At 76.1% G+C, this 21,217-nt stretch carries 17 protein-coding genes; 7 read left to right on the forward strand and 10 right to left on the reverse strand.

Features of this window, described 5'->3' with window-relative positions:
* The first annotated feature begins 1 nt into the window (after position 1).
* Both ACWIZO_RS19575 and ACWIZO_RS19580 read left to right on the forward strand, forming a co-directional pair.
* A complete protein-coding gene (locus tag ACWIZO_RS19575) occupies positions 2-1,042 on the forward strand; it encodes a polyprenyl synthetase family protein (protein WP_448639312.1) in 1,041 nt (346 codons plus the stop codon).
* Positions 1,043-1,792: 750 nt separating this feature from the next.
* On the forward strand, positions 1,793-3,028 hold the full coding sequence (locus ACWIZO_RS19580; RefSeq protein ID WP_448639313.1) for an MFS transporter: 1,236 nt from the start codon (positions 1,793-1,795) through the stop codon (positions 3,026-3,028).
* Positions 3,029-3,065: 37 nt separating this feature from the next.
* Here ACWIZO_RS19580 and ACWIZO_RS19585 read toward each other — a convergent pair whose 3' ends face one another.
* Positions 3,066-3,773 (reverse strand): NRDE family protein, encoded by a 708-nt coding sequence (locus ACWIZO_RS19585; RefSeq protein ID WP_448639314.1) that lies wholly within the window; start codon positions 3,771-3,773, stop codon positions 3,066-3,068.
* 142 nt (positions 3,774-3,915) lie between these two features.
* On the opposite strand from ACWIZO_RS19585, the gene ACWIZO_RS19590 reads away from it, so the two are divergent.
* Positions 3,916-5,205 carry an acyl-CoA dehydrogenase family protein gene (locus tag ACWIZO_RS19590; RefSeq protein ID WP_448639315.1) on the forward strand — a complete coding sequence of 430 codons (1,290 nt, stop codon included), beginning with the start codon at positions 3,916-3,918 and terminating at the stop codon, positions 5,203-5,205.
* 97 nt (positions 5,206-5,302) lie between these two features.
* Here ACWIZO_RS19590 and ACWIZO_RS19595 read toward each other — a convergent pair whose 3' ends face one another.
* The 4 genes from ACWIZO_RS19595 to ACWIZO_RS19610 are packed head-to-tail and all read right to left on the reverse strand — an operon-like array spanning position 5,303 to position 8,215.
* On the reverse strand, positions 5,303-5,665 hold the full coding sequence (locus ACWIZO_RS19595) for a cupin domain-containing protein (protein WP_448639316.1): 363 nt from the start codon (positions 5,663-5,665) through the stop codon (positions 5,303-5,305).
* 29 nt (positions 5,666-5,694) lie between these two features.
* Complete coding sequence (locus tag ACWIZO_RS19600; protein WP_448639317.1) at positions 5,695-5,994, reverse strand: hypothetical protein; 300 nt, start codon at positions 5,992-5,994, stop codon at positions 5,695-5,697.
* On the reverse strand, positions 5,979-7,337 hold the full coding sequence (locus ACWIZO_RS19605; protein WP_448639318.1) for a circularly permuted type 2 ATP-grasp protein: 1,359 nt from the start codon (positions 7,335-7,337) through the stop codon (positions 5,979-5,981). Before ACWIZO_RS19605 ends, ACWIZO_RS19600 begins: the two co-directional genes overlap by 16 nt.
* Complete coding sequence (locus ACWIZO_RS19610) at positions 7,334-8,215, reverse strand: ATP-grasp domain-containing protein (protein WP_446760445.1); 882 nt, start codon at positions 8,213-8,215, stop codon at positions 7,334-7,336. The genes ACWIZO_RS19605 and ACWIZO_RS19610 overlap by 4 nt, the downstream gene beginning before the upstream one ends.
* Before the next feature lie 111 nt (positions 8,216-8,326).
* Here ACWIZO_RS19610 and ACWIZO_RS19615 point away from each other — a divergent pair, with 111 nt between their 5' ends.
* Positions 8,327-10,255: a glucuronyl esterase domain-containing protein gene (locus ACWIZO_RS19615; RefSeq protein WP_448639319.1), complete on the forward strand. Its 1,929-nt coding sequence runs from the start codon at positions 8,327-8,329 to the stop codon at positions 10,253-10,255.
* A 30-nt stretch (positions 10,256-10,285) separates the two neighbouring features.
* Positions 10,286-11,431 carry an iron-containing alcohol dehydrogenase gene (locus tag ACWIZO_RS19620; protein ID WP_448639320.1) on the forward strand — a complete coding sequence of 382 codons (1,146 nt, stop codon included), beginning with the start codon at positions 10,286-10,288 and terminating at the stop codon, positions 11,429-11,431.
* Positions 11,432-11,597: 166 nt separating this feature from the next.
* On the opposite strand, the gene ACWIZO_RS19625 is transcribed toward ACWIZO_RS19620, so the two are convergent.
* Positions 11,598-12,779, reverse strand: coding sequence for a serine hydrolase domain-containing protein (locus tag ACWIZO_RS19625; RefSeq protein WP_448639321.1), 1,182 nt, complete (start codon positions 12,777-12,779; stop codon positions 11,598-11,600).
* Between the two features lie 86 nt (positions 12,780-12,865).
* Positions 12,866-14,089, reverse strand: coding sequence for a serine hydrolase domain-containing protein (locus tag ACWIZO_RS19630; protein WP_448639322.1), 1,224 nt, complete (start codon positions 14,087-14,089; stop codon positions 12,866-12,868).
* Between the two features lie 159 nt (positions 14,090-14,248).
* Here ACWIZO_RS19630 and ACWIZO_RS19635 point away from each other — a divergent pair, with 159 nt between their 5' ends.
* Positions 14,249-15,988: a sensor histidine kinase gene (locus tag ACWIZO_RS19635; RefSeq protein ID WP_448639323.1), complete on the forward strand. Its 1,740-nt coding sequence runs from the start codon at positions 14,249-14,251 to the stop codon at positions 15,986-15,988.
* Positions 15,976-16,623 carry a response regulator transcription factor gene (locus ACWIZO_RS19640; RefSeq protein ID WP_448639324.1) on the forward strand — a complete coding sequence of 216 codons (648 nt, stop codon included), beginning with the start codon at positions 15,976-15,978 and terminating at the stop codon, positions 16,621-16,623. The genes ACWIZO_RS19635 and ACWIZO_RS19640 overlap by 13 nt, the downstream gene beginning before the upstream one ends.
* Positions 16,624-16,691: 68 nt before the next feature.
* On the opposite strand, the gene ACWIZO_RS19645 is transcribed toward ACWIZO_RS19640, so the two are convergent.
* From ACWIZO_RS19645 to ACWIZO_RS19655, 3 genes are all read right to left on the reverse strand, one after another.
* Positions 16,692-17,447: a ferredoxin reductase gene (locus ACWIZO_RS19645; protein ID WP_448639325.1), complete on the reverse strand. Its 756-nt coding sequence runs from the start codon at positions 17,445-17,447 to the stop codon at positions 16,692-16,694.
* On the reverse strand, positions 17,417-18,019 hold the full coding sequence (locus tag ACWIZO_RS19650) for a molybdopterin-dependent oxidoreductase (RefSeq protein WP_448639326.1): 603 nt from the start codon (positions 18,017-18,019) through the stop codon (positions 17,417-17,419). Before ACWIZO_RS19650 ends, ACWIZO_RS19645 begins: the two co-directional genes overlap by 31 nt.
* An 82-nt stretch (positions 18,020-18,101) precedes the next feature.
* A complete protein-coding gene (locus tag ACWIZO_RS19655) occupies positions 18,102-20,921 on the reverse strand; it encodes an AAA family ATPase (protein ID WP_448639327.1) in 2,820 nt (939 codons plus the stop codon).
* Between the last annotated feature and the right edge of the window lie 296 nt (positions 20,922-21,217).

The following is a 21,217-nucleotide window of genomic DNA, read 5'->3' on the forward strand; positions in this document are numbered from 1 at the left end:
GATGGCCACTCCGACCCAGACGGCGGGGATCGAGCGGCAGCTCGCCCGGTACCGCGATGTCACCTACCGCGCCCTGCTCGGGCAGTTGCCCACCCGCGAGCCACGGCGCTACCTGTACGACCTGATCTCGGGGCAGCTGTCGCACGCGGGCAAGGGCCTGCGGCCGGCGCTGTGCATCGCCACCTGCCGCGCCTTCGGTGGCTCCATCGAGCAGGCCCTGCCGTCAGCGGTGTCGATCGAGCTGCTGCACAACGCCTTCCTCGTCCACGACGACATCGAGGACGGGAGCCTGTACCGGCGCAACGAGGCGGCGATGTACGTCGAGGAGGGCGTTCCGATCGCCATCAACGTCGGCGACGCGATGAACGTCCTCAGCATCGGCTCGCTCATCGAGAACATCCCCGTCCTGGGAGCCGACCTCTCGTACCGGGTCTTCCACGAGGCGCAGCACCTGATCCTGCAGTCGGTCGAGGGTCAGGCGCTCGAGCTCGGGTGGACACGGGACAACCTCGTCGAGCTGACCGAGGACGACTACCTGCGGATGGTGCTCAAGAAGACCTGCTGGTACACGGCCATCCACCCCTGCCGGATCGGGGCGCTGATCGCCACGGCCGGCGCCATCGACGCGGACCGCTTCAACCTCTTCGGGTTCCTGCTCGGCGCGGCGTTCCAGATCCAGGACGACGTCCTGAACCTGATCGGCGACCAGACCCACTACGGCAAGGAGATCCTCGGGGACATCTGGGAGGGCAAGCGCACCCTCATGCTGGTCCACGCCCTCCGCGAGTGCACCGCAGACGAGCGAGAGCGGCTCCGGCGCGTCTTCTCGGTGGCCCGCGAGCGACGCACTGAACGGGACGTGGAGTGGGTGTTCCACCTGTTCGAGCGCCTCGGCAGCATCGACTTCGCGCGCGCCGCGTTGCGCCAGATGGTGCAGGCGGCGCAGGAGGAGTTCGACGTCGCCTACCGCGGTGCGCCCGGGGTGACCGATCGGGACTTCATCCGTCAGCTCATCCCGTTCCTGGGGGACCGGGAGGTCTGAACAGCCGGTGAGCCGTGGGCCGCGCAGTCGTCGTGGAAGAGGTCCCGACAGGCGTGCTCACCCCCCTCGGCTCCGCGGGCGCGGGTCCCTCGTCCGGCGGGCAGTCCACCGTGAACCGCACCGGATCCGTGGAGACCGAGTTGGGTTCATCGACGGTGACCGACAGCTCGCCACTCCGCTGGCGGACACGGAAGGTCCGCTCGAGGTCGTTGTCGCCCGCACTCCGGAGAGTCGCTTCCTGCACACCAGCGTCGCGGCCGTCCAGCTGCCATCGCAGGACCACGTCCACGGGTGCTTCTGCCACCGTGATCCTGGCCGTGGCCTCGACCGTGCACGGCGGTGCGCCCTCCCGGTGGACCGCCCTCTCGATGCTGACCGAGGTGCCTGGTTCGGGCGCCTCCTGCAGCGCCACCAGACCGGTGACCAACCCGGCGAGGAGGACCACGGCCGCTCCGGTGGAACCTGCACCGCGAGAAGCCCGCACCGTCGGACGTGTGGAGAAGCTCCGCGGCGGGCCGGTGATACACGGCGGAAGGGGTGCGCGGCGACGTTCACGCCGGCCGCGGGCTCCGCCGTCCACCCCATGCGCCCGAACAGCCCCGCGGCCTGGCGGCCCGGACTCGGCCGGACCCGGGTGAGGTGACCTCGTGGCTCGTCCCCAGCCCGGCCACCGGCCAGGGTGGCGGCCTGCCGGGCTGTCGCGGACCCGACCGACGGGCAGGCCCTGTCCGAGCGCCCTACGCTGCGCCGGTGCGTCCCCTCCGTGCCCGCACGCCGGGGGAGCGGAGCTCCGTCCCCGGGCCGCGGGTCCTCATCCCGGTCCTGGTGCTGTCCGCCGCGCTGGCGCAGGGATTCGGGCGCTTCGGCTACGCGCTGCTGCTGCCCGCGGTCAACGCCGACCTGGTGCACTCCTACGCCGTGGCCGGGCTGCTCGGCACGCTGAACCTCACCGCGTACCTGGCGGGGACGCTGGTGGTCAGCCTCACCGCCGAGCGCCTGGCACCGGCGACCTCGGTGCGGGTGGGCCTGGGAGTCTCCACGGTGGGGGTGTCGGTGCTGGCGCTGGCGCCGTCGGTGCCGGTCCTGGTGGTGGGCATGGTGCTGGCCGGGTTCGGCGGGGCCCTGATCTGGGTGCCGGCGCCGGGCATCGCCGGGTCCGCCGTGCCCGTCTCCCGCCGCGGCCTGGCCATCGGGATCACCGGGAGCGGCGTCGGGGTGGGCGTGGTGGCCAGCAGCGCCCTGACCGCCGTGGTGCACGCCGTCGCCGGCCCCGGTGAGTGGCGCGCGGTGTGGGGCATCGAGGCGGTGCTGGCCGCGCTGGTGGCGCTGGCGGCGCTGCGGTGGCTGCGGCCGCCGCCCACCCCCGTCTCCGGGCGGGTCCGGATCTCGGCGCTGCGCGCGGTGCCCGGCTGGGCCGGCGCGATGCTCTCCTACGGCGGCTACGGCCTGGCGATCGCCGTCTACATGACCTTCCTGGTCGCCGCCTACCAGCACGACGCCGGGTTCGGCGCCGGTCACGCCTCGGCGGTGTTCGCGCTCGTGGGGGTGTGCATCACCGCCGGCGGGGTGCTGGTCGGCCGCTGGTCGGACAGCGTGGGCCGGCGGGCGGCGATGACCTGGACCTACGTGGGCATGACCGCGGCGGTCCTGCTCGTCCCGGTCGGTGCCGAGCCGTGGGCGGTGCTGTCCGCGGTGGTGTTCGGCCTGGCGCTGTCCGGGGCCCCCGCCGTGCTCGCCGCCCACCTCGCCGACACCCTCGACCCCCGCCGGTTCGCCGCGGCCTTCGGTGCGGTCACCCTCGTCTTCGGGCTGGCCCAGCTCGTGGGGCCGCAGCTCGGCGGGTGGATCGCCGACCGGACCGGCAGCTTCACGACGGCGTTCCTGGTCGCCGCCGGCGCGGCACTCGGCGCCGCCCTGGCGTCGGCGACCCTGCCGCGCCGCGGCGCGGCCGCCCCCGCCGCCGCGACCGCGCCCGAGGCGTCCTGACCTGGAGGCGTCCTGACCCGGAGGCCGGCGCCCCGGGTCAGCCGGCTCCCCGGGCCTCCGGTCCGACGACGAGGGTGTGCCAGGGCCGCGCGGTCCAGGGCTCCCGGCTCCAGCTCAGCCGGAGACGGCCGGGCTCGGCCTCGATCAGCTGGCCGAAGACGGTCGCGAACACCCGGCCGTCCTCCTCGTGGCGCACGACCAGGGCACCCGGGTCGTCCCTCGGCGGCGCGTCCTGCACCAGGCGGCGCCACCCGTCGGGAGGGTCGGTCGTCCGGAAACCGGCGAGGTGGCGCTCGGTCTTGCGGTCCTCCGGCCCTCCGGAGGTGACCATGACGGTGCCCTCGGGGTGCGCGGTCTCCCGCAGCCGCTCGCCGTCGAAGTCCCAGGTCACCAGCCGGTCGGGCGTCGCCAGGACGAGCAGGAAGGCGGCCATGCCGGCGAGGTCGACGTGCGAGCGCCAGTCCGTACCGTGGGCGACGGCGAGCAGGGGCAGCACCCCCCTGCTCGCCGCCCCGGGCTCGGCCTCGCGCCGGTGCGGGCGGTTGAGCACCAGGGCGGTCGCCCCGGTCCCGACCCGGCTCGCGCACCAGGTCCCCCCGGCGAGGCGGTCGCGGCCGGCGACGACGTCGGGGGAGCCGGGCCACCAGCGGCCGGGGTCGTCGAAGGCGCGGGTGGTCAGCTCGTCGCGCAGGGCGAGGACCCGGACGGGCTGTCCCGCCGACCGGCGGACGACCACGGTGCACACGCGTGCATCCTCTCCCGGCCGTCCGGCGGTCCCGGTCGCCCGGGACCGTGCCACTGACGCCGGGAGGTGGAGCGCGTCACTATCGTCTCCTCACGAGCCGGCCGGCGCAGCAGCGGACCCGGCCGCCGGGGAAGGGGAGACCGTGCAGTTCACCGAGCAGGGGCAGGCGGCGCTGGCCGAGGTCCGGCGGTTCATGGCCGACCACGTCTACCCGAACGAGCGCGAGTACCACGAGCAGCTCAAGCAGGTCGGACCGACCGGCTACCCGCCGGTCATGGACAAGCTCAAGGCCGCGGCCCGGGAGCGCGGGTTGTGGAACCTCTTCCTGCCGCACCTCGAGCCCGACCACCCGGGCACGAAGCTGTCGAACCTCGACTACGCGCCGATCTCCGAGGAGCTCGGCAAGGTCGGTTTCGCCTCCGAGGCGCTCAACTGCAACGCGCCCGACACCGGCAACATGGAGGTGCTGAACCTCTACGGGTCCGCCGAGGTCAAGCAGCGGTGGCTGCTGCCGCTGCTGGAGGGTGAGATCCGCTCCGCGTTCTGCATGACCGAGCCCGACTCGGCGTCGTCCGACGCGACGAACATCAGCCTGCGCATCGAGCGCGACGGCGACGAGTACGTCCTCAACGGCCGCAAGTGGTTCAGCTCCGGCGCGCTGGGCCAGCGGTGCCAGGTCCTCGTCGTCATGGGCAAGACCGATCCGCGGGCCGCCCGGCACACCCAGCAGTCGATGATCGTCGTCCCCAAGGACACCCCCGGCATCTCCTTCGGCCGCAGCCCGACGGTGTTCGGCTACGCCGACCGCGGCGGGCACCCCGAGGTGGTCTTCGAGGACGTGCGCGTCCCGGCGGGCAACCTGCTCGGTCAGGAGGGCAGCGGGTTCGCCATCTCGCAGGCCCGGCTCGGGCCCGGCCGCATCCACCACTGCATGCGCTCGATCGGCGCCGCGGAGCGTGCGCTGGAGCTCATGGTGCAGCGGGCTCTGCAGCGCGAGACGTTCGGGACGTCGGTCGCGCACAAGGGCGTGGTGCAGGACTGGATCGCCGAGTCCCGCATCGAGATCGACATGGCCCGCCAGTACGTCCTGCACACCGCGCACCTCATGGACACCGTCGGCAACAAGGCAGCCGCGACCGAGATCTCCGGCATCAAGGTCGCCGTCCCGAACATCGTGCTCGAGGTGATCGACCGCGCCATCCAGGTGCACGGCGCGGCCGGCGTCACGCAGTTCACGCCGCTGGCCGAGATGTACGCCCACCAGCGGACGCTGCGCATCGCCGACGGGCCCGACGAGGTGCACAAGATGACGATCGCGCGCCGCGAGATCCTCAAGCACGACCCGGACTTCCGGATGTCGGGCAGCGGCACCGCCAAGCCGTGGACGGTCACCGACCAGCAGGACGACGTGCGGGTCTTCTCGCGGCCGTAGCCCGGCGGCCCGGCCCGACCGCCACGGGAGGCGGCCGGGCCGGGTGCGGGGTCAGCCGACGGCGGGGGCGGCCGCGTACTCCTCGTCGGTCACGGGGTCAGCCAGTGGACGACGGCGCGCTCGGCGTCGGCCTCGTTGATGGCCAGGTGGACCATGAGCCGGTTCGGGGCGCGCCGTGCCAGTGCTCCTCGTCGGCCTCGAACAGGACGCGGTCGCCGGGGCGGATGACCTCGACGGGGCCGCCGCGGCGCTGGCACAGGCCGACGCCCTCGGTGACGAAGACGGTCTGGCCCAGCGGGTGGCGGTGCCAGTGGGTGCGGGCGCCGGGCGTGAAGTGGACGAGGTTGGCGGTGACCCGGGACGGCGCGGGCGCGGCGGCGACGACGTCGATCCAGACGTCGCCGGTGAACCAGTCGGCCGGGCCCTTGGCGGTGTCGATCGAGCTGCGGGTGATCTGCACGGGAGTGCTCCTCTCGGGAACCGGGACGGTCAGGGGCGCAGCAGCGCCTTGATCGCGCGGCGCTCGTCCATCGCCCGGTACCCCTCGGCGGCCTGCTCCAGCGGGAGCTCGAGGTCGACGACCTTCCCGGGGTCGATCTCGCGCCGCCAGATCAGGTCGATCAGCTCGGGCAGGAACCGGCGCACCGGGGCCGGGCCGCGGTACAGGTGCACGCCGGAGAAGAACAGCGCCTCGCCCGGCAGCGAGACGTCGTGGGAGACGCCGACGTAGCCGACGTGCCCGCCGGCGGGGTCGTGCGGGAGCGCCGTCCTCCTCAGCCGACCACCCACGTGTCCTTGCCGCCGCCGCCCTGCGAGGCGTTGACCACCAGCTCGCCCTCGGTCAGCGACACCCGGGTGAAGCCGCCGGGCAGCACGACGGTCCCGTCGTCGGTGCAGAAGGCGTACGGCCGGTAGTCCACGTGCCGGGGCACGAGCGCGCCGTCGACGACGGTGGGGTGGGTCGACAGCGCCACCGGCTCCTGGGCGATCCACTCCCCGGGCGCGGCCAGGACGGCGGCGCGGGCGCGCTCGAGCTGCCCGGCGTCCGCACGAGGGCCGATGAGCACCCCGTGGCCGCCCGAGCCGGACCGCGGCTTGAGCACCAGCTCGGGCAGCCGGTCGAGGGCGGCCCGGCACTGCGCGGGGTCGCCGAGGTCGTAGGCCGGCTGCGAGCGCAGCCGCGGCTCCTCGCCGAGGAAGAAGCGGACCAGGTCCTCGACGTAGGGGAAGGTGCGCTTGTCGTCGGCGACGCCGGTGCCGAAGGCGTTCACCACGGTCACCGTGCCGGCCCGCAGGGGATCCAGCAGCAGTTCGCCCAGTTCGTCGGGCCGGCCGTCGTCGCCGGTCAGCCGCTCCTCGCTGGTGCGCCGCCAGAGCAGGTCCACCCGGCGCCCGTCGGGCAGCAGCAGGTCCGCGCCGCGGACGGCCAGCTGCTCCGGGAGCACGACCGGCGCGCCGGCCATCTCCGCGAGCCGGTCGATCTCCCAGGCCACCGCGCTGCGCGGCCCGTCCCCGAGCACGGCCACGACGGGGTCGGCGACGTCGGTCGCGTCGGCGAGCATCCGCCGCACGGCCGTCCCGGCCGCCTCGTGCACCGGCGCCGGGCCGGGCTGCACGCCCAGCCGAGGCGCCACCAGGTCCCGCGCGGCCAGGGCGTAGGCCAGCAGCGTCGGGGTCCGCACGTTGTCCTCCAGGACGACGAGCCGACCGTCGGCGTCGCGGACGAGGTCGGGGCCGGCCATACCGATCCAGCGCTTCGGCGGCGGCAGGCCGGGGGTCAGGTGGCGGTTGGTGTCGAGCACCTCGGCGGGGACGACGCCGGCGCGGACCGCCTCGCGCGGGCCGTGCGCGTCGGCGACGAGCGCCTCCAGCGCCCGCAGCCGCTGGTCCAGCCCGGCGGCCACCCCCTCCCACTCCGACCGCTCGAGCACCCGCGGCACCGGGTCGACGTGGAAGAGGTGCGACTCCTCGGCCGGCCCGTGCTGCAGGTCCAGCCCGGCCGCCGCGCGGGCGACGTCCGCGGCCAGCGCACCGGGCCCGTACGCGCGGACGGCGGCCAGCGCCGCCGCCGCGTGCGGCCGGTCGCCGCCGTCGGGCAGCAGCGCCTCGTCGAGGCCCGCCCCGGGGCTCACGCAGCCGCTCGCCGCACGGCAGCGCGCTGCGCGACGTCGAGGGCGGCGCGCGCCACCCACCGCCCCTGCTCGGGATCGGTGACGTCGAAGCCGAAGGGCGCGTTGGCCTCCAGCGCGAGCAGCCGGCCGTCGGGCTCGACGAGCACGTCGACGCCCATCAGCCCGCCGCCCAGCGCGGCGACCATCCGCGAGGCCAGCTGCGCCAACTCCGGTGGCGCCTCGTACACCCGCGGGTACACCGTCCCGTGGGTGACCAGCGCCCCCTGCTCCCGGGACTTCTCGTACACCAGGGAGGTGCTGGTGGGCGTGGCGAAGACGCGCGCGCACGCCGGCTCGGCGATCCACTCCTGCAGCAGCGACGTGCCGCGCCGGTGGCCGCCGGCCGCCTCGTCGGCCCGCCAGGACTCCTCGACCCGGCGGGCGGCGTCGAGGTCGCCGACCAGCTCGATGTACCGGGCGCCGTCGCCGAGCGAGGGCTTGAGCACCATCTGCCGGCCGGGCACCGGCCACTCGCGGACCCGGGCCAGGTCCCACGCGGCCGGCTGGGGCACGCCGGCCGCGGCCCACACGGCGTGGGTCACGAGCTTGTCGGCGGAGGCGACCAGCGAGGTGACCGGGTTGAGCAGGGGCACGCCGGCCGCCTCGAGCAGGACGGCGAGGGCGAAGGTCGGCGCGTAGGCGACCACCTCCTCGACCAGCACGTGCGCGATCGCCAGGTCGTAGCGGCCCGGTGGCGGGCCGCTGACCGGCCAGTCGGCCGGCACCCGGGCCAGCCGCTCGACCTCCGCGCCCTGCTCCTCCAGCGCCCGCACCCAGGCGGCCGCGTAGCCGGCGTCCTCGTACCAGTCCTCGTCGGTGATCACCAGCAGCACGCGCACGGGGGCTCCTCTGCCCGCGGAGGGGGCCGGCCGAACCACCCGTCCGCCGCAGCACGGACGCAACACGCGGAACACCCCCGCGGACACGTGCCGGCCCTAGCGTGCGCTCGCATGACGCAGGTGCTGCCGGACGGACGCTCGGCCGCGGTCCGTCGTCGGCGGTACACCGCCGAGCTGACCGGGGTGCTGCCGCCGAGCGAGCCGTTCGAGGCGTGGCTCGCGGCCGGCGGCGGCCTGGCGCCGGACTTCGCCCGGCTCCCGGCGCGCACCGGTCTGTGGTCGCCGGTGGAGGGCGTGTCCGGAGCCGCGGGGTGGCCGGCCCGGCGCGCGGTGCTGCGCGCCCGCTGGCGCCGGTGGCTGACCGGTGACCTCCCGCCCGCCCCGCGCCGCACGGCCGCTCGCGTCGAGCGGGTGCGCACGGCCGACGGCGTGGCGGTCCGCGAGCTCGTCGTCGGCGCGGGCCGGCCGGTGCGGGCGCGCCTGCTGCTGCCGGTGCCCGCGCCCGGCGTGCACCGCGACGTCCCCGTCTACCTGCTGCAGTCCGGCCACGGGACCTGGGCGGAGGCGGCGCTGGCCCGCGGGTGGGGCGCCTGCCTGGTGTCGGCCGCCGACGGCGACGACGACACCGAGGCCGTCGAGCGGGCGTTCCCCTCGGTGGTCGCCGGCCGGCTGGCCTGGCGGGCGTGGGCGCTGTCCCGGGTCCTCGACGCCCTGTCCGACCAGCCCGGGGTGGACGCCCGCCGGGTGCTGGTCGGCGGGCACAGCCGCAACGGCAAGACCGCGCTGCTGGCCGCTGCGTTCGACGACCGGTTCGCCGGCGTCGTGTCCAGTTCCAGCGGTGTGCTCGGCGCCATCCCCGCCCGGCTGTGCACCGACCGGCACTTCGGCGAGGGGGTGGAGCTGCTGACCCGGCACTACCCGGGCTGGTACCACCCCGGGCTGCGCTGGTTCGCCGGGCGCGAGCACCGGCTGCCCACCGACGCCCACGAGCTGCTCGCGCTGGCCGCGCCGCGGCCGGTCCTGGTCTCGGTGGCGGTCGAGGACCCGGTCGAGCGCGTCCCCGCCGCCCGCGCGGCGGTCGACGCCGCGCGCGACGCCTTCACCCTGCTCGGCCGGCCCGACGCCCTGGAGCTGGCGCTGCGCCCGGGCGGGCACCGGGCCGACGAGTCGGCCGTGGCGGCCCAGCTCGACTGGGCGCAGTCGGTGCTCGGCGGCCCGCCCCGCCGCCGCGGGCGCGCGCCGGTGGCGCCGTCCCCGGTGCCGTGGCCCGCCGACCGCGTGCGCCCGGGGGTGCAGCCGGTCCGCGGTGCGGAGCTGCGGGCCGCCGTCCGCGCCGCTCTCGGGCCCGTCGTCGGCGGCCTGCCGGCCGGAGGGGAGGGCCTGCGGACGCCGGACGGGGTGGCGGTCACGCTGCTGCACCCGGACGACGGGGGTGCCGGCCGGGGCCTGGTGCTCTGGCTCGGGCCGCCGTGCGCGGCGACCGGGTGGCGCGCGGGGTACGAGCAGGCCGAGCCGCTGCCGGCGCTGCTGGCCGCGGCCGGCTGGGCGGTCGCCTGCCACGACGCGGTCGGCAGCGGCTCGCGGCACGGTGAGCGCCCCGGACCGGGCTCCTCGCCGCTGGGCCGGATGGCCGCCGACGCGGCCGCGGTGGCCGCCGTGGCCGCGGCGGCCACCGGGCACGACCGGCCCTGGGTCGCCGCCTACGGCACCGGGGCGCTGGTGGCGCTGCACCTGGCCGCTCTGGGCGACGTGCCGCCGGCCGGTGCGGTGCTGGCCGCCCCGAGCTGCGGCGAACCGCTGCTGCGGGCCCGGCCGGGGTACACGCTGGCCGACCTGCTCGCCACGCTGGCGGACCGTCCCGCCGTCGTGCTGGACCCGGCCTGGGACCCCGAGGCGCCGGCCGGCGCGGTGGCCGCCGCCTGCCGGGCCGCCGGCGTGCCGCGGGTGCCGCTGGCCGACTGGCACCGGCTGTCGGGTGCCACCCGCTCGGCGATGGTGGACTGGCTGGACGCGCACGGCCCCCGGCGGCGCACGGCCTAGGCTCGCCGCACGTCGTCCCGGGGAGGTCTGGTGAGCGGGTTCGACCTCGTCGTCCCGCGGCGGGTGCTGTTCGGCCCGGGGCGCGCCGACGACCTCGCGGACCTGCTGCCTCCTCTCGGGCGGCGGGTGCTGCTCTGCGCCGGGAGGGACCCCTCCCGCCACCGGGCCCTCCTGGGCGGGGTCGACCCGGTCGCCGTCGTGTCGGTCCCGGGCGAGCCGACGGTCGACGAGGTGCGGACGGCGACCCGCCAGGCGCGGGAGGCCGGCGTCGACGTGGTCGTCGCGATCGGCGGCGGGAGCGTGCTGGACACCGGCAAGGCCGTCGCCGTGCTGCTCGGCAACGGCACCGACCCGCTGGACCACCTGGAGGTCGTCGGCCGCGGGGTGCCCGTCGCACGGCCGGCGCTGCCCTGCGTCGCGGTGCCCACCACGGCGGGCACCGGTACGGAGGTGACCGCCAACGCGGTGCTCGCCGCCCCGGAGCACGGCGTCAAGGCGAGCATCCGCAGCCCGCACCTGCTGGCGGCGGTCGCCCTGGTCGACCCGCTGCTGACGCTGACCTGCCCGCCGGAGGTCACCACCAGCAGTGGGCTGGACGCGCTCACCCAGTGCCTGGAGCCCTACGTCTCGCCGCAGGCCAACCCGGCGACCGACGCCGTCGCCGCGGCCGGGCTGCGGCGGGGTGCGCGGGCGCTGCGGGCCGCCTACGAGCGCGGCGAGGACCGGAGCGCGCGCGAGGACATGGCGCTGTGCAGCCTGTTCGGCGGCATCGCGCTGGCCAACGCGAAGCTGGGCGCGGTCCACGGCCTCGCCGGTGTCGTCGGTGGCACGGTGGACGCACCGCACGGCGCGGTGTGCGCCGCGCTGCTGGCGCCCGTGGTCGAGGCGAACGTCCGGGCGCTGCGGGCGCGCGAGCCGGACTCACCCGCGCTGCGCCGCCACGCCGAGGTCGCCCGGCTGCTGACCGGGCGGGACGACGCCACCGTCGAGGAGGGGGTGGCCTGGCTGCGCGAGACGGTGGCCGCGCTGGACGTGCCGCCGCTGGGAGCCGTCGGTCTCGAGCCGGCGCAGCACGCCGAGGTGGCGGCGAAGGCGGCGCGCTCCAGCAGCATGCGGGGGAACCCGGTGCGGCTCACCGACGACGACCTGGTCGGGGTGCTGCGCGCGGCGTCGTGACGCCGCGTGCAGCACCCTCGAGGACGGCGTCCGCCACGGGACCGGGCCCCGTGGCGGCCGGCTCGGGTCGCGGGAGGGGGTCAGCAGGTGCCCCCGGGGCCCCCGAACCCGTCGGTCGGCCGCGACCGCGACGGTGCCGTCGGGGTGGACCGCACCGCCGTGGGAGTCACCAGGTCGGCAGGCTGCCCGGGTACAGCAGCGTGACGATCCCGCCCCACAGGCCGGTCGCGGGGACGGCCTCGCCGTCGCCCGCGTTGACCATCACCACCACGCTCACCCCCTGCTCGGGCAGGTGGAACACCATGTCGCTGTAGCCGAAGACCGAGCCGTTGTGGCCGACCCAGTCGCCGAGCCGGAGGACGCCGAGGCCGTACTGCACCCGGGTGCCGGTCGAGGTGAGCGGGGTCCACTCCTGGCGCAGCCGGGCGGTCTCCGGGGCGAGGCCGGCCCCGGTCGCCAGCTGCTCGGCGTAGCGGACCATGTCCGGTACGGTGGAGACGACCGCACCGGCGGTGAACGGGACGTCGGGGTTGCTGAGCGTGACGTCCCGGGGCCCGTCGGCGGCCGGGTCCGCCGGTGCCAGCTCGCTGTCGGTGTTCACGTAGCCGTGCGCGAACGGCTCCGGCAGGGCCGCGGTCGTGGGGTACGACGTCTCCGGGAGGCCGAGGTCCTCGATCACCGAGGTGGTGCACTGCCGTGCCGAGCGGCCGGTGACCCGCTCGAGGACCAGCCCGAGCAGCACGTACTCCGAGTTGGAGTACACGGTCGCCGAGCCTGGCGGGGTGGTCTCGTCGGCGTGCGCGCGGATGATCTCGAGGGCGTCATAGGGGGACCACCCCGGCAGCAGCGGATCGGCGGCGTACCGCGCCAGGAAGTCCTCGTCCGCGACGAAGTCGTACACGCCGCCGCGCATGCCCAGGAGATCCCGGACGGTGATCTCGTCCCCGTGGGGGATGTCGGGCACGTACTCGTCGAGGCGGTCGTCGAGGGACAGCCTCCCCTGGTCGGCGAGCTGCAGCACGGCCTGCGCGGTGAGGGTCTTGCTCACGCTGGCGATGCGGTAGTGGACGTCGGGGGTCATCGGGGTCCCCGCGGCGTCCGCGGTCCCGTAGGCCTGCAGGTAGCTCCCGCGGACCGGGTCGGAGATGCCGACCACCGCACCGGTGACGCCGCCGGTCAACGCGGCCTGCGCGAGGTCGTCGACCCGTGCGGCGAGGTCCGGGTCGAGGGCCGCGGCCGGGGGAGAGGCGGGTCCGGCCGCGGAGACGGGGGTGGCCGTGACGCCGGTCGTCGCCGCGCCGGCGAGCAGGGCGAGGGCCAGGGCGGCGGGGCGCATCCATCGGCGCATGGCGAGCAGCTCCTCCGGAGAGGGAACGGGATGGTGTCCCCGGAGCCGGGCCCGGTCGTGCCGGCCCGGTCCGCCAGGGGTGCCGGTCAGTCGGCGTAGAGCTCGTCGATCACCGCTCGGGCGAGCTCGACGGCCGGGCCCTCGCCGTCGGGCGCGGGGGCGGTGGCGGCCCAGGTGACGACGGTGGTGCCCGTGACGGGGTCGTGGCCCATGAAGGAGTTGGTCCCGGGCAGTTCACCGGAGTGTCCGTACACGGGCCCGAAGCGGGCCAGGCCGAGTCCGTAGCCGGGGCTGGCCGGGTCGTCCGGGTCCACCGGCCGGACGCTGTCGATCCGCTGCTGCTGCAGCTGCGGGCTGAGCAGGCACCCGTCGACCAGGTCCTCCACGTAGTCGGCGAGGTCCTCCGCGGTGGAGATCCCGGCGCCCGCGGTCCAGCCCCACGAGGGGTTGAGGTCGGTGACGTCCATCGGCTCCAGGGTGCCGGCGCTGGCCGCGGCCTGGACCTCCGGTGGGAGCACCAGGCTGTCGATGGTCTCCACGTTCGTGCCGAACGTGTACGTCTGCGGGTGCGGCTCGGGGATCGACGCGTCGGTCACGGCCGGGAAGGAGGTCTCGTCCAGCCCGAGGGGGTCGAAGAGGCGGTCCTGGAAGGCCTGCTCCACCGGGACCCCGGTGAGCTGCTCGATGATCAGGCCCAGCAGCACGTAGTTGGTGTTGGAGTACAGGAACCCCTCACCCGGGGGGAAGGCGGGCGGCTCGGCGAGGCCGATCGCCAGCAGCTCCTCCGGGTCCCACACCCGGCCGGGGTCGCTGTCGAGCTGCTCGTTCAGTTCCAGGTCGGTCGTGTAGTTGGCCAGCCCGCTGGTCATGTCCAGCAGCTGGGCGATGGTGATGTCCTCCCCGTTGGGCACGTCCGGGCGGTACCGCGACACCGGGTCGTCGAGGCCGATCCTGCCCTCGTCGACCAGCTGCAGGACCACCGTGGCGGTCCAGGTCTTGGTGTTGCTGCCGACCCGGACGTGGTCGGCCGGCGTGACCGGCTCCGTGCCGTGCCAGGTCCGGGTGCCCATGGCGGTGACCCAGTCGCCGAGCTCGGGGGACCGCACCAGGACGACCGCGCCGGTGACCGCCATGTCCCTCATCAGCCGGTCGAGCTCGGGCTGGACCGCCGCGGCGTACGCCGGCACCTCCGACGCCGTGGCGCTCCCCGGGGACGCGTCCACGGTCGACGCGTCCGCGGGCGACGAGGTGAACGCCGTCAGGACGACGGTCGACACGAGCAACGGGACGGCGGCCGCTCTGCGGGACATGGCGCCGACCCTGGCGGCGCCGGAACCGCCGGGCAAGGGACCGGGGTGGCCCGCCACCCTGGACCTGGGTACAGGGTCCGGCGGGAGTCGTCGCCGCCGCGACCTGCACCGATCGCGTGTCGCCGGTGCCATGCTGCCCCGGTGCCGCATCGGGGAGGCGTGCGATCACCGCTGGCGCGGGCGCTGATGGTGAGCCTCGCGCTGATCGGCGCCCTCGGTGTCGTCGTCGCCGGCGTCGAGATCGCCCTGTTCGCCGAGCAGGGCGCCGCCCCGTGGTGGCTGCTCGCGTCGTTCCCGGCCGGGGGGCTCGTCCACCTCGCCGCGGGCCTGGAGGCGTGGCGTCGCCGGCCGAGCAACCGGACCGGCCCGATCATGGTCCTCGGCGCCCTGACGTGGTTCGTGGTCGCGCTCGCCAACACCGGGACACCAGCCCTGGTGGCGGTCGGTGTCGTGCTCGCCACCAGCCCGCTCGCCGTGGTCGTGTGGCTGCTGCACGCCTTCCCGTCCGGCCGGCTGCGCTCGCGCACCTCCCGCCTGACGGTGGTGGGGGGCTTCGTGGTGTCGCTCGTCCTGCAGGTCCCGGGGTACCTCTTCGACCGGGGTGCCAGCCCCGGCGGCATGCTCTCCGTCGCCCACCGGGTGGACCTCTCCCTCGCCGGCACCTGGCTCCAGCGGGGCGCGGGGATGGCCGTCATGCTGGTCACCGCCGGTGTGCTCGCCGGCCGGCTGCGCACCGCGACGCGCGGCCAGCGGAGGGTGCTGCTGCCGCTGTACGCCTACGGCATCCTGGCCGTCCTGGCGACGCCGCTCGGTCCGCTCCTGGGGCCCTCCGCCGGTCTGTCGGCCGTACAGGTCGTCGGGCTGCAGATCGTCCTGCTGGCCGGGGTGCCCGTGGCCTTCACGGCGGCGGTGCTGCGCGGCGGCTTCGCGAGGACCGCCGAGGTCCAGGAGCTCAGCGCCTGGCTGGCGTCGTCCGCAGCCACCCCGGGCCTGCTCGCCGACGCCCTCGGCCGTGCGCTCGGGGACCCGTCGCTGCAGGTCGTCTACGCGTCCCGCGACGGACGCGCCCTCGTGGACGGCGACGGCACCGCGGTCGACGTGTCGGCGCTGGGGGAGCACCGCGACCTGGTCGACATCGAGCTCGGGTCGAGACGGATCGGCGCCATCGTCTACGACACGACGGCCGTCGACGACACCGAGCTGGCCCGCGGGGCGGGTCAGGTGGCCGCCCTCGCCATCGACCACGACCGGCTGACCGCTGAACTGCGGGCCAGCCACGCCGACCTGCAGCAGTCGCGCGCCCGCCTCGTCGAGGCCGGCGACCGGGCGCGGCAGCACATCGCGCAGGACCTGCACGACGGTCTGCAGGTGGAGCTCGTCCTGCTGGCGGTGGAAGCGCAGCAGCTGGCCCGCGTCGACGGGCCGGCCGACCTGCCCGCCGCGGCGACGCGCCTGCGGATCGGCATCGACGGTGCCGCCCGGCACCTGCGGGAGATCGCCCACGCCGTGATGCCGGCCGCCCTCATCGAGCGGGGTCTCACCGCGGCGATCGAGGACCTGGCCGACCGCGTGCCGCTGCCGACCCGGCTGGTGCTGGTCGGCGGCGACGGGCGCCTGCCGGCGACGGTCGAGCGCACGGCGTACTTCGTCGTCGCGGAGGCGCTGACCAACGCCGTCAAGCACGCCGCGGCCGACACGCTGACCGTGACGCTCGCGCGCGAGCCGACACGGCTCCTCATCGGCGTGACCGACGACGGCGTCGGCGGGGCGACCCCGGAGGGTGGCGTCGGGCTGCACGGCCTCGCCGACCGGGTCGACGCCCTCGGCGGCCGGTTCACCCTCGAGAGCCCGGCCGGCAGGGGCACGCGTCTGCGGGTGGAGCTGCCGTGCGGGTCGTGATCGGCGAGGACGAGGCGCTGTTGCGGACCGGGCTCGTGCACATGGTGCAGGCGGCCGGGTTCGACGTCGTCGCCGCGGTCGGCGACGCACGCGAGCTGGTCCGCAGCGCGGGGGACCACCTCCCCGACGTCGTCGTCACCGACATCCGGATGCCGCCCGACCACGGGGACGCGGGCCTGCGGGCGGCGATCGAGATCCGCCGGCAGCACCCCGGGATCGCCGTCCTCGTGCTGTCGCAGCACCTCCAGCGCGCCTACGCCGTCGAGCTGCTGGGCGATCGCCCGTCGGGGGTCGGGTACCTCCTCAAGCAGCGGATCGCCGACGTCGACACGTTCACCGACGACCTCCGCCGCATCGCTGCCGGCGGCACCGTCCTCGACCCCGAGGTGGTGAGCCTCGTGGTCGCCCGCGCCCGGGGGCACCGCGAGGCGCTCGACCGGCTGACCCCTCGGCAGCGGCAGGTGCTGGCCCTGATGTCCGAGGGCCGGACCAACGCCGCGATCGCCCGGACCCTGTCGATCACCGAGCGGGCGGTCGTGCAGCACACGTCGCACATCTACGACGAGCTCGGCCTGGCGCCCAGCGACGACGACCACCGCCGGGTGCTGGCGGTGATCCGCTACCTCTCGTCGTGAGCCGCCGACCGAACCGTCCAGCACCGGTCGACACCGCCGCACGCGCCGCGCCGGGGGGCCGGGTACGGCTAGGACGGATCCCCGGACGCCCCGAAGCGCTCCAGCCTGATGTCCGACGGCTCGTGTCCCAGGTCGACCAGTGCCGCGGCGATGTCCTCCACGAAGTACGTGGGCCCGCAGACGAAGACCCGCGGCCGCTCCGAGGGAGGGGAGGTCCGCTCCTGCAGCATCCCCCGGTCGATGCGACCGGTCGGTCCCGTCCAGCCCGCCGGCGCCCCGCGGGTGAGGGTGACCGTCGTGTGGGGGCCGAGGGCGTCCCGGGCGACGACGTCGTCGAGCGTGCGGGCCGAGTACAGCAGGCGCACCGGTGTCGTGCTGCCGGCGTTGCGGTGGTGGCCGAGCATCGCGAGGAACGGCGCCACACCGGCGCCCCCGGCGACGAGCTGCACCGGACGGCGCCCGCCGCTCGCCGCCGCGTCCGTGTCGGCGGACCAGACGAAGTACCCGCCGATCGGTCCCCGCAGCTCGAGGCGGTCACCGGGCCGGAGCTCGCCGGTGAGGTACGGCGAGACCTCGCCCCCGTCGACCCGCTCGACCAGCAGGTGCAGCCGGGGCTCCTCCGGCGGCGAGGCGATGGAGTAGCTGCGCTGCGCCGTGTAGCCGTCCTCGGCGGTCAGGCGCAGGTCGACGTGCTGTCCCGGCAGGTGCCCCCGCCAGTCGGGGACGTCGAAGAGGAGCCGGCGCACACGAGCGGTCTCCACCTGCTGGTCCAGCAGGGTGGCGACCAGCCAGTTCAGTCGCCGCTGTACCGCTGCTCGAGCCATGGGTCCCCACGATCGTGGTATCCGAAGGTCTCCCAGAAGCCCGGCTCGTTCGCGCGCGTCAGCGCGAGACCGCGGAGCCACTTCGCGCTCTTCCAGAAGTAGAGGTGCGGGACCAGCAGGCGCACCGGCCCGCCGTGCTCGGGCGCGAGGGGTTGCCCGTCGTAGGTGTCGACCACCCACGCCCGGCCGTCGGTCAGGTCGGCCAGCCGGTGGTTGGTGGTGTACCCGCCGTCGCAGAACGCGGTGACGTACTCGACCGGGGTCTGCACGCCGGCCAGCAGCGTGTCGACGGCGACGCCCTCCCAGCGCGTGTCGAACTTCGACCACTTCGTGACGCAGTGGATGTCGACGGAGACCGCCTCGCGCGGCAGCGCGCGGAACTCCTCCCACGTCCAGCGCCGCCCGCCGTCCACCTCGCCCTGGACGGTCAGGTCCCAGGAGGCGAGCGGCGTCCGCGGTGTCGGGCCGGCCGAGAGCACCGGGAAGGACGCACCGACGTCGTACTGGCCCGGCGGGAGCCGCTCGTCGCGGCGCACCTCGTGGCGTCCGAACCCGCGGGATACCACCGACATGACCCCTCCACGGTGTCGACTCGGTGCGACCCTCGCCGACGGCGGTGGTGGCGCGCATCAGTCAAACAACCGGGCCAGGCGGTCAGCCGGCCCGGGACGGGACGCCGGCGCCGGCCGGCACCCCGTCCCGGGCCGCGCTCAGGGCGTCCCTCAGCGCGGCGCGGGAGCTGATGCCGAGCTTGGGGAACACCCGGTACAGGTGGGCGCCCACGGTCCTCGGGGACAGGAACATCCGGCTGCCGATCTGCTTGTTCGACAGCCCGGACGCGGCGAGCATCGCGATCTGGTACTCCTGCGACGTCAGCGCCCAGCGCCGGTCACCGGCCGGCGCGGGCCCGGCGGTCCACCCGGTGGCGGCGAGCTCGGTGGCGGCCCGGGCCGCCCAGGGCGTGGCCCCCAGCCGGCGGAAGGCCTCCGCGGCCGACGTCAGCTGCAGCCGCGCCGCCGTCGTCGCCCTGCTCCGCCGCAGGTGCTCGCCGTACGCGAGCCTGGTGCGGGCCTCCTCGAAGGGGTGGCGGTGCGCGCCGGGCGTCGCGAGTGCGGCCTCGAACAGGCCCGTGGCCTCCTCGCCCGACGCCACGACGGCCGCCGAGGCGGACGCCACCACGGCCGGCCACGGACGGCTCCGGAAGACCGTCGAGCGCTGCACGGCCGCGACGTGCCGCTCGGCCTCGGACCTGCGTCCCGTCCGGACGGCGGCCTCCACGACGTCCATGGCCACCTCGAGCGCCACCGGCGCGTGGGGCCGGAGGTCGCCCGGCGCGTTGACGGCCGCGAGGTGCCAGTACGCCTCCTCGAACTCGCCACGTCCCAGGGCCTGCAGCCCGCGCACGTGGTCGGCGTACTGGCCGAGGAGCCGGGTCCCGCGGGAGGCCGACCACGCCTCCAGCCGGTCGGCGCACGCGGCGGCGGTCGCCTCGTCGCCGCGTGCGGCGGCCACCAGGCCCTCGCAGTGGACCGCGGACACCGCCAGGAGCCGGTAGCCCAGGCGCTCGCTCCAGGCGGTGGCCTCCTGCGCGGTCCGTGCCGCCTCGTCCCAGCGGCCCTCCCGCTGCGCGTCGTGGGCCAGCAGCACCAGGGCCTGGAGCGCGGAGGCGACGGCACCGCCGGCCCTGCCGTCCGCGACGACCCGCCGGAGCGCCTGCCGGCAGCCGGCCAGCCGGTCGGACCAGCGGGCCGCCGTGGCGACGCGGACGACGTGCGCGGGGTCGGACCCACCCTGGACCGCCGACACGAGCTCGTCGAGCCGGTCGAGCGCCTCGGGTGTGGCGCGCGCCGGGTCGGCGAACACGGTGGCGGAGACGGCCAGCACGTCGGACGCGCCTGCGCCGACCCGGTCGAGGGCTCGCTCGAACTCACCCCAGAGCTCCTCGCGCCCCGCGACGTGGCAGGCGAGCAGGAGGCAGTGCAGCGCGTCCTCGAGCGTGCGGGCGTCCGGCCGGTCCGACCCGGGGTGGTGGAGCGCCCGCAGGAGGACCAGGGACGCGGTGTCGACGTCGCCGTCGGCGTGCAGCAGGTGGTGGGCCGCCGCGGTGGCGACCCGCAGGGACCCGCCGGCCGAGGGGTCGGCCGCGGAGGCCTCCGACAGCAGCGGCGGGACGGTGCGCAGGTAGCCGGTCGTGTCGGCGCCCACGAACGCCGCCTCGGCCAGGCGCCGGGCGCGGTCGGGCCCGGCCGGGGTGAGGTGTGCCGCCTGGAGCAGGGAACGGACCGAGCGGGGTGCGTCCCCCTTGGCGCGCGCCCGGTGGGAGGAGGTCTCCAGCAGGTCCGCGGCGGCGGTGTCGGGGCCGACCGCGGACTGACCGAGGTGCCAGGCGCACCGCTCCGGGTGGTCGACCAGGGCGGCGGCGAGGGCGCGGTGCGCCCGGCGCCCCTCACTGCTGGTCGCCAGCTCCACCACGGCGGCACCGATGAGCGGGTGCCGGAACGACACGTGGTTCCGTGCCACGTCGACCAGCACCAGGCGGTCGCGCTCCGCCGGTCCGAGGCCGTCGAGCCAGTCGTCGTCGCCGGCCGCCGCCCGGAGGGTGCCCAGGTCGCCGGTGACGTCGAGGGCGACGAGCAGGAGCAGGTCCCGTGTCGTCGCGGGCAGCCGCGCCAGCCGCTCGGCCTGGTCGCGGCGCAGCGCCGTGCTCAGCGGCAGGCGGCGGGGGAGCGCGACCGCCCCCGCACGCTGCTCGGCGGTCACGACGGCCGGCAGCTCGAGCAGGGCGCGCGGGTTGCCGGCCGCTGCCGCCATGACGCGCTGCCGGAGCAGGCCGGTCGACGTCGGGAACCCGCGGTCGAGGAGCTCGGCGGCGGACGGCTCGTCCAGGGGCGGCACCTCCAGCTCGGGGAGTCCGGCCTGCAGCAGGAGGCACCGGCTGCCGGTGGGCGCCGCGCCGACGACGCCGATCCGGCTCCCCTGCAGGCGGCGGGCGACGAAGCCCAGCGCCGCGGCGCTGGCCGTGTCCAGCCAGGGGAGGTCGTCGACCTGCACCAGCACCGGGCACCCGGTCGCGGTGTGCCGGAGCAGACCGAGGGTGGCCGCCGACACCAGCAGGGCCGGCGGCGGCGGGCCGGTGCTCAGTCCCAGGGCCACGGCGAGCACGTCGCGGTGGGGCCCGGGGAGCGCCGGGACGTCCCCGAGCAGGGGCAGCAGGAGCTGGTGGAGCCCGGCGAAGTCCATCCCCGCCTCGAACTCCACCCCGGCCGCCCGCAGCACCGTCGTCCCGGACGCCGCCGCCTCCCGCGCCACGGCCTCCAGCAGAGCGGACTTGCCGACGCCCGGTTCCCCGGTCAGCACCAGGGCCGCGCCGCCGGCGGACATCCGTCGGAGGAAGGAGGACAGGGCCGCCAGCTCGGCGGACCGACCGACGAGGGCCAGGTCCCCGCCCTGGGGAGATCTCGTCTGCTGTGGCACAGGGCCCCCTCCGGCGCGTCCGCTCGTCGCCCGGCGCTGCTCGATCCCCGCTGCGGCCGACCCGGACACCCGGCCGCCCGCCGGCTGAGAGTGTCTCTCACACCGGGGGTCGGCCACCAGCGGTTGCGCCGTGGCGTCGGCGCGGGCGCACGGGCAGTCGGATGACCGATGCGCGTCCCCGGCGTCGCGGGCCAGAGTCGTCCGGCCGGGGGATCGGGCGACGGCCGGACGGCCTCCCGCCGGGGTGCCCGCGCCGTCCCCGTGCCGAGTGCCGCGCCCTCGAGGAGGTCGTCGTG

This window comes from Geodermatophilus sp. URMC 63 (genome assembly GCF_053502565.1).

Bases quoted from the DNA above. Each gene is read 5' to 3' on its own strand.
- ACWIZO_RS19575 (WP_448639312.1), top strand. From the start codon at position 2: ATGGCCACTCCGACCCAGACGGCGGGGATCGAGCGGCAGCTCGCCCGG.
- ACWIZO_RS19645 (WP_448639325.1), bottom strand. From the start codon at position 17,447: ATGGCTCGAGCAGCGGTACAGCGGCGACTGAACTGGCTGGTCGCCACC.
- ACWIZO_RS19630 (WP_448639322.1), bottom strand. From the start codon at position 14,089: ATGTCCCGCAGAGCGGCCGCCGTCCCGTTGCTCGTGTCGACCGTCGTC.
- ACWIZO_RS19625 (WP_448639321.1), bottom strand. From the start codon at position 12,779: ATGCGCCGATGGATGCGCCCCGCCGCCCTGGCCCTCGCCCTGCTCGCC.
- ACWIZO_RS19650 (WP_448639326.1), bottom strand. From the start codon at position 18,019: ATGTCGGTGGTATCCCGCGGGTTCGGACGCCACGAGGTGCGCCGCGAC.
- ACWIZO_RS19615 (WP_448639319.1), top strand. From the start codon at position 8,327: ATGACGCAGGTGCTGCCGGACGGACGCTCGGCCGCGGTCCGTCGTCGG.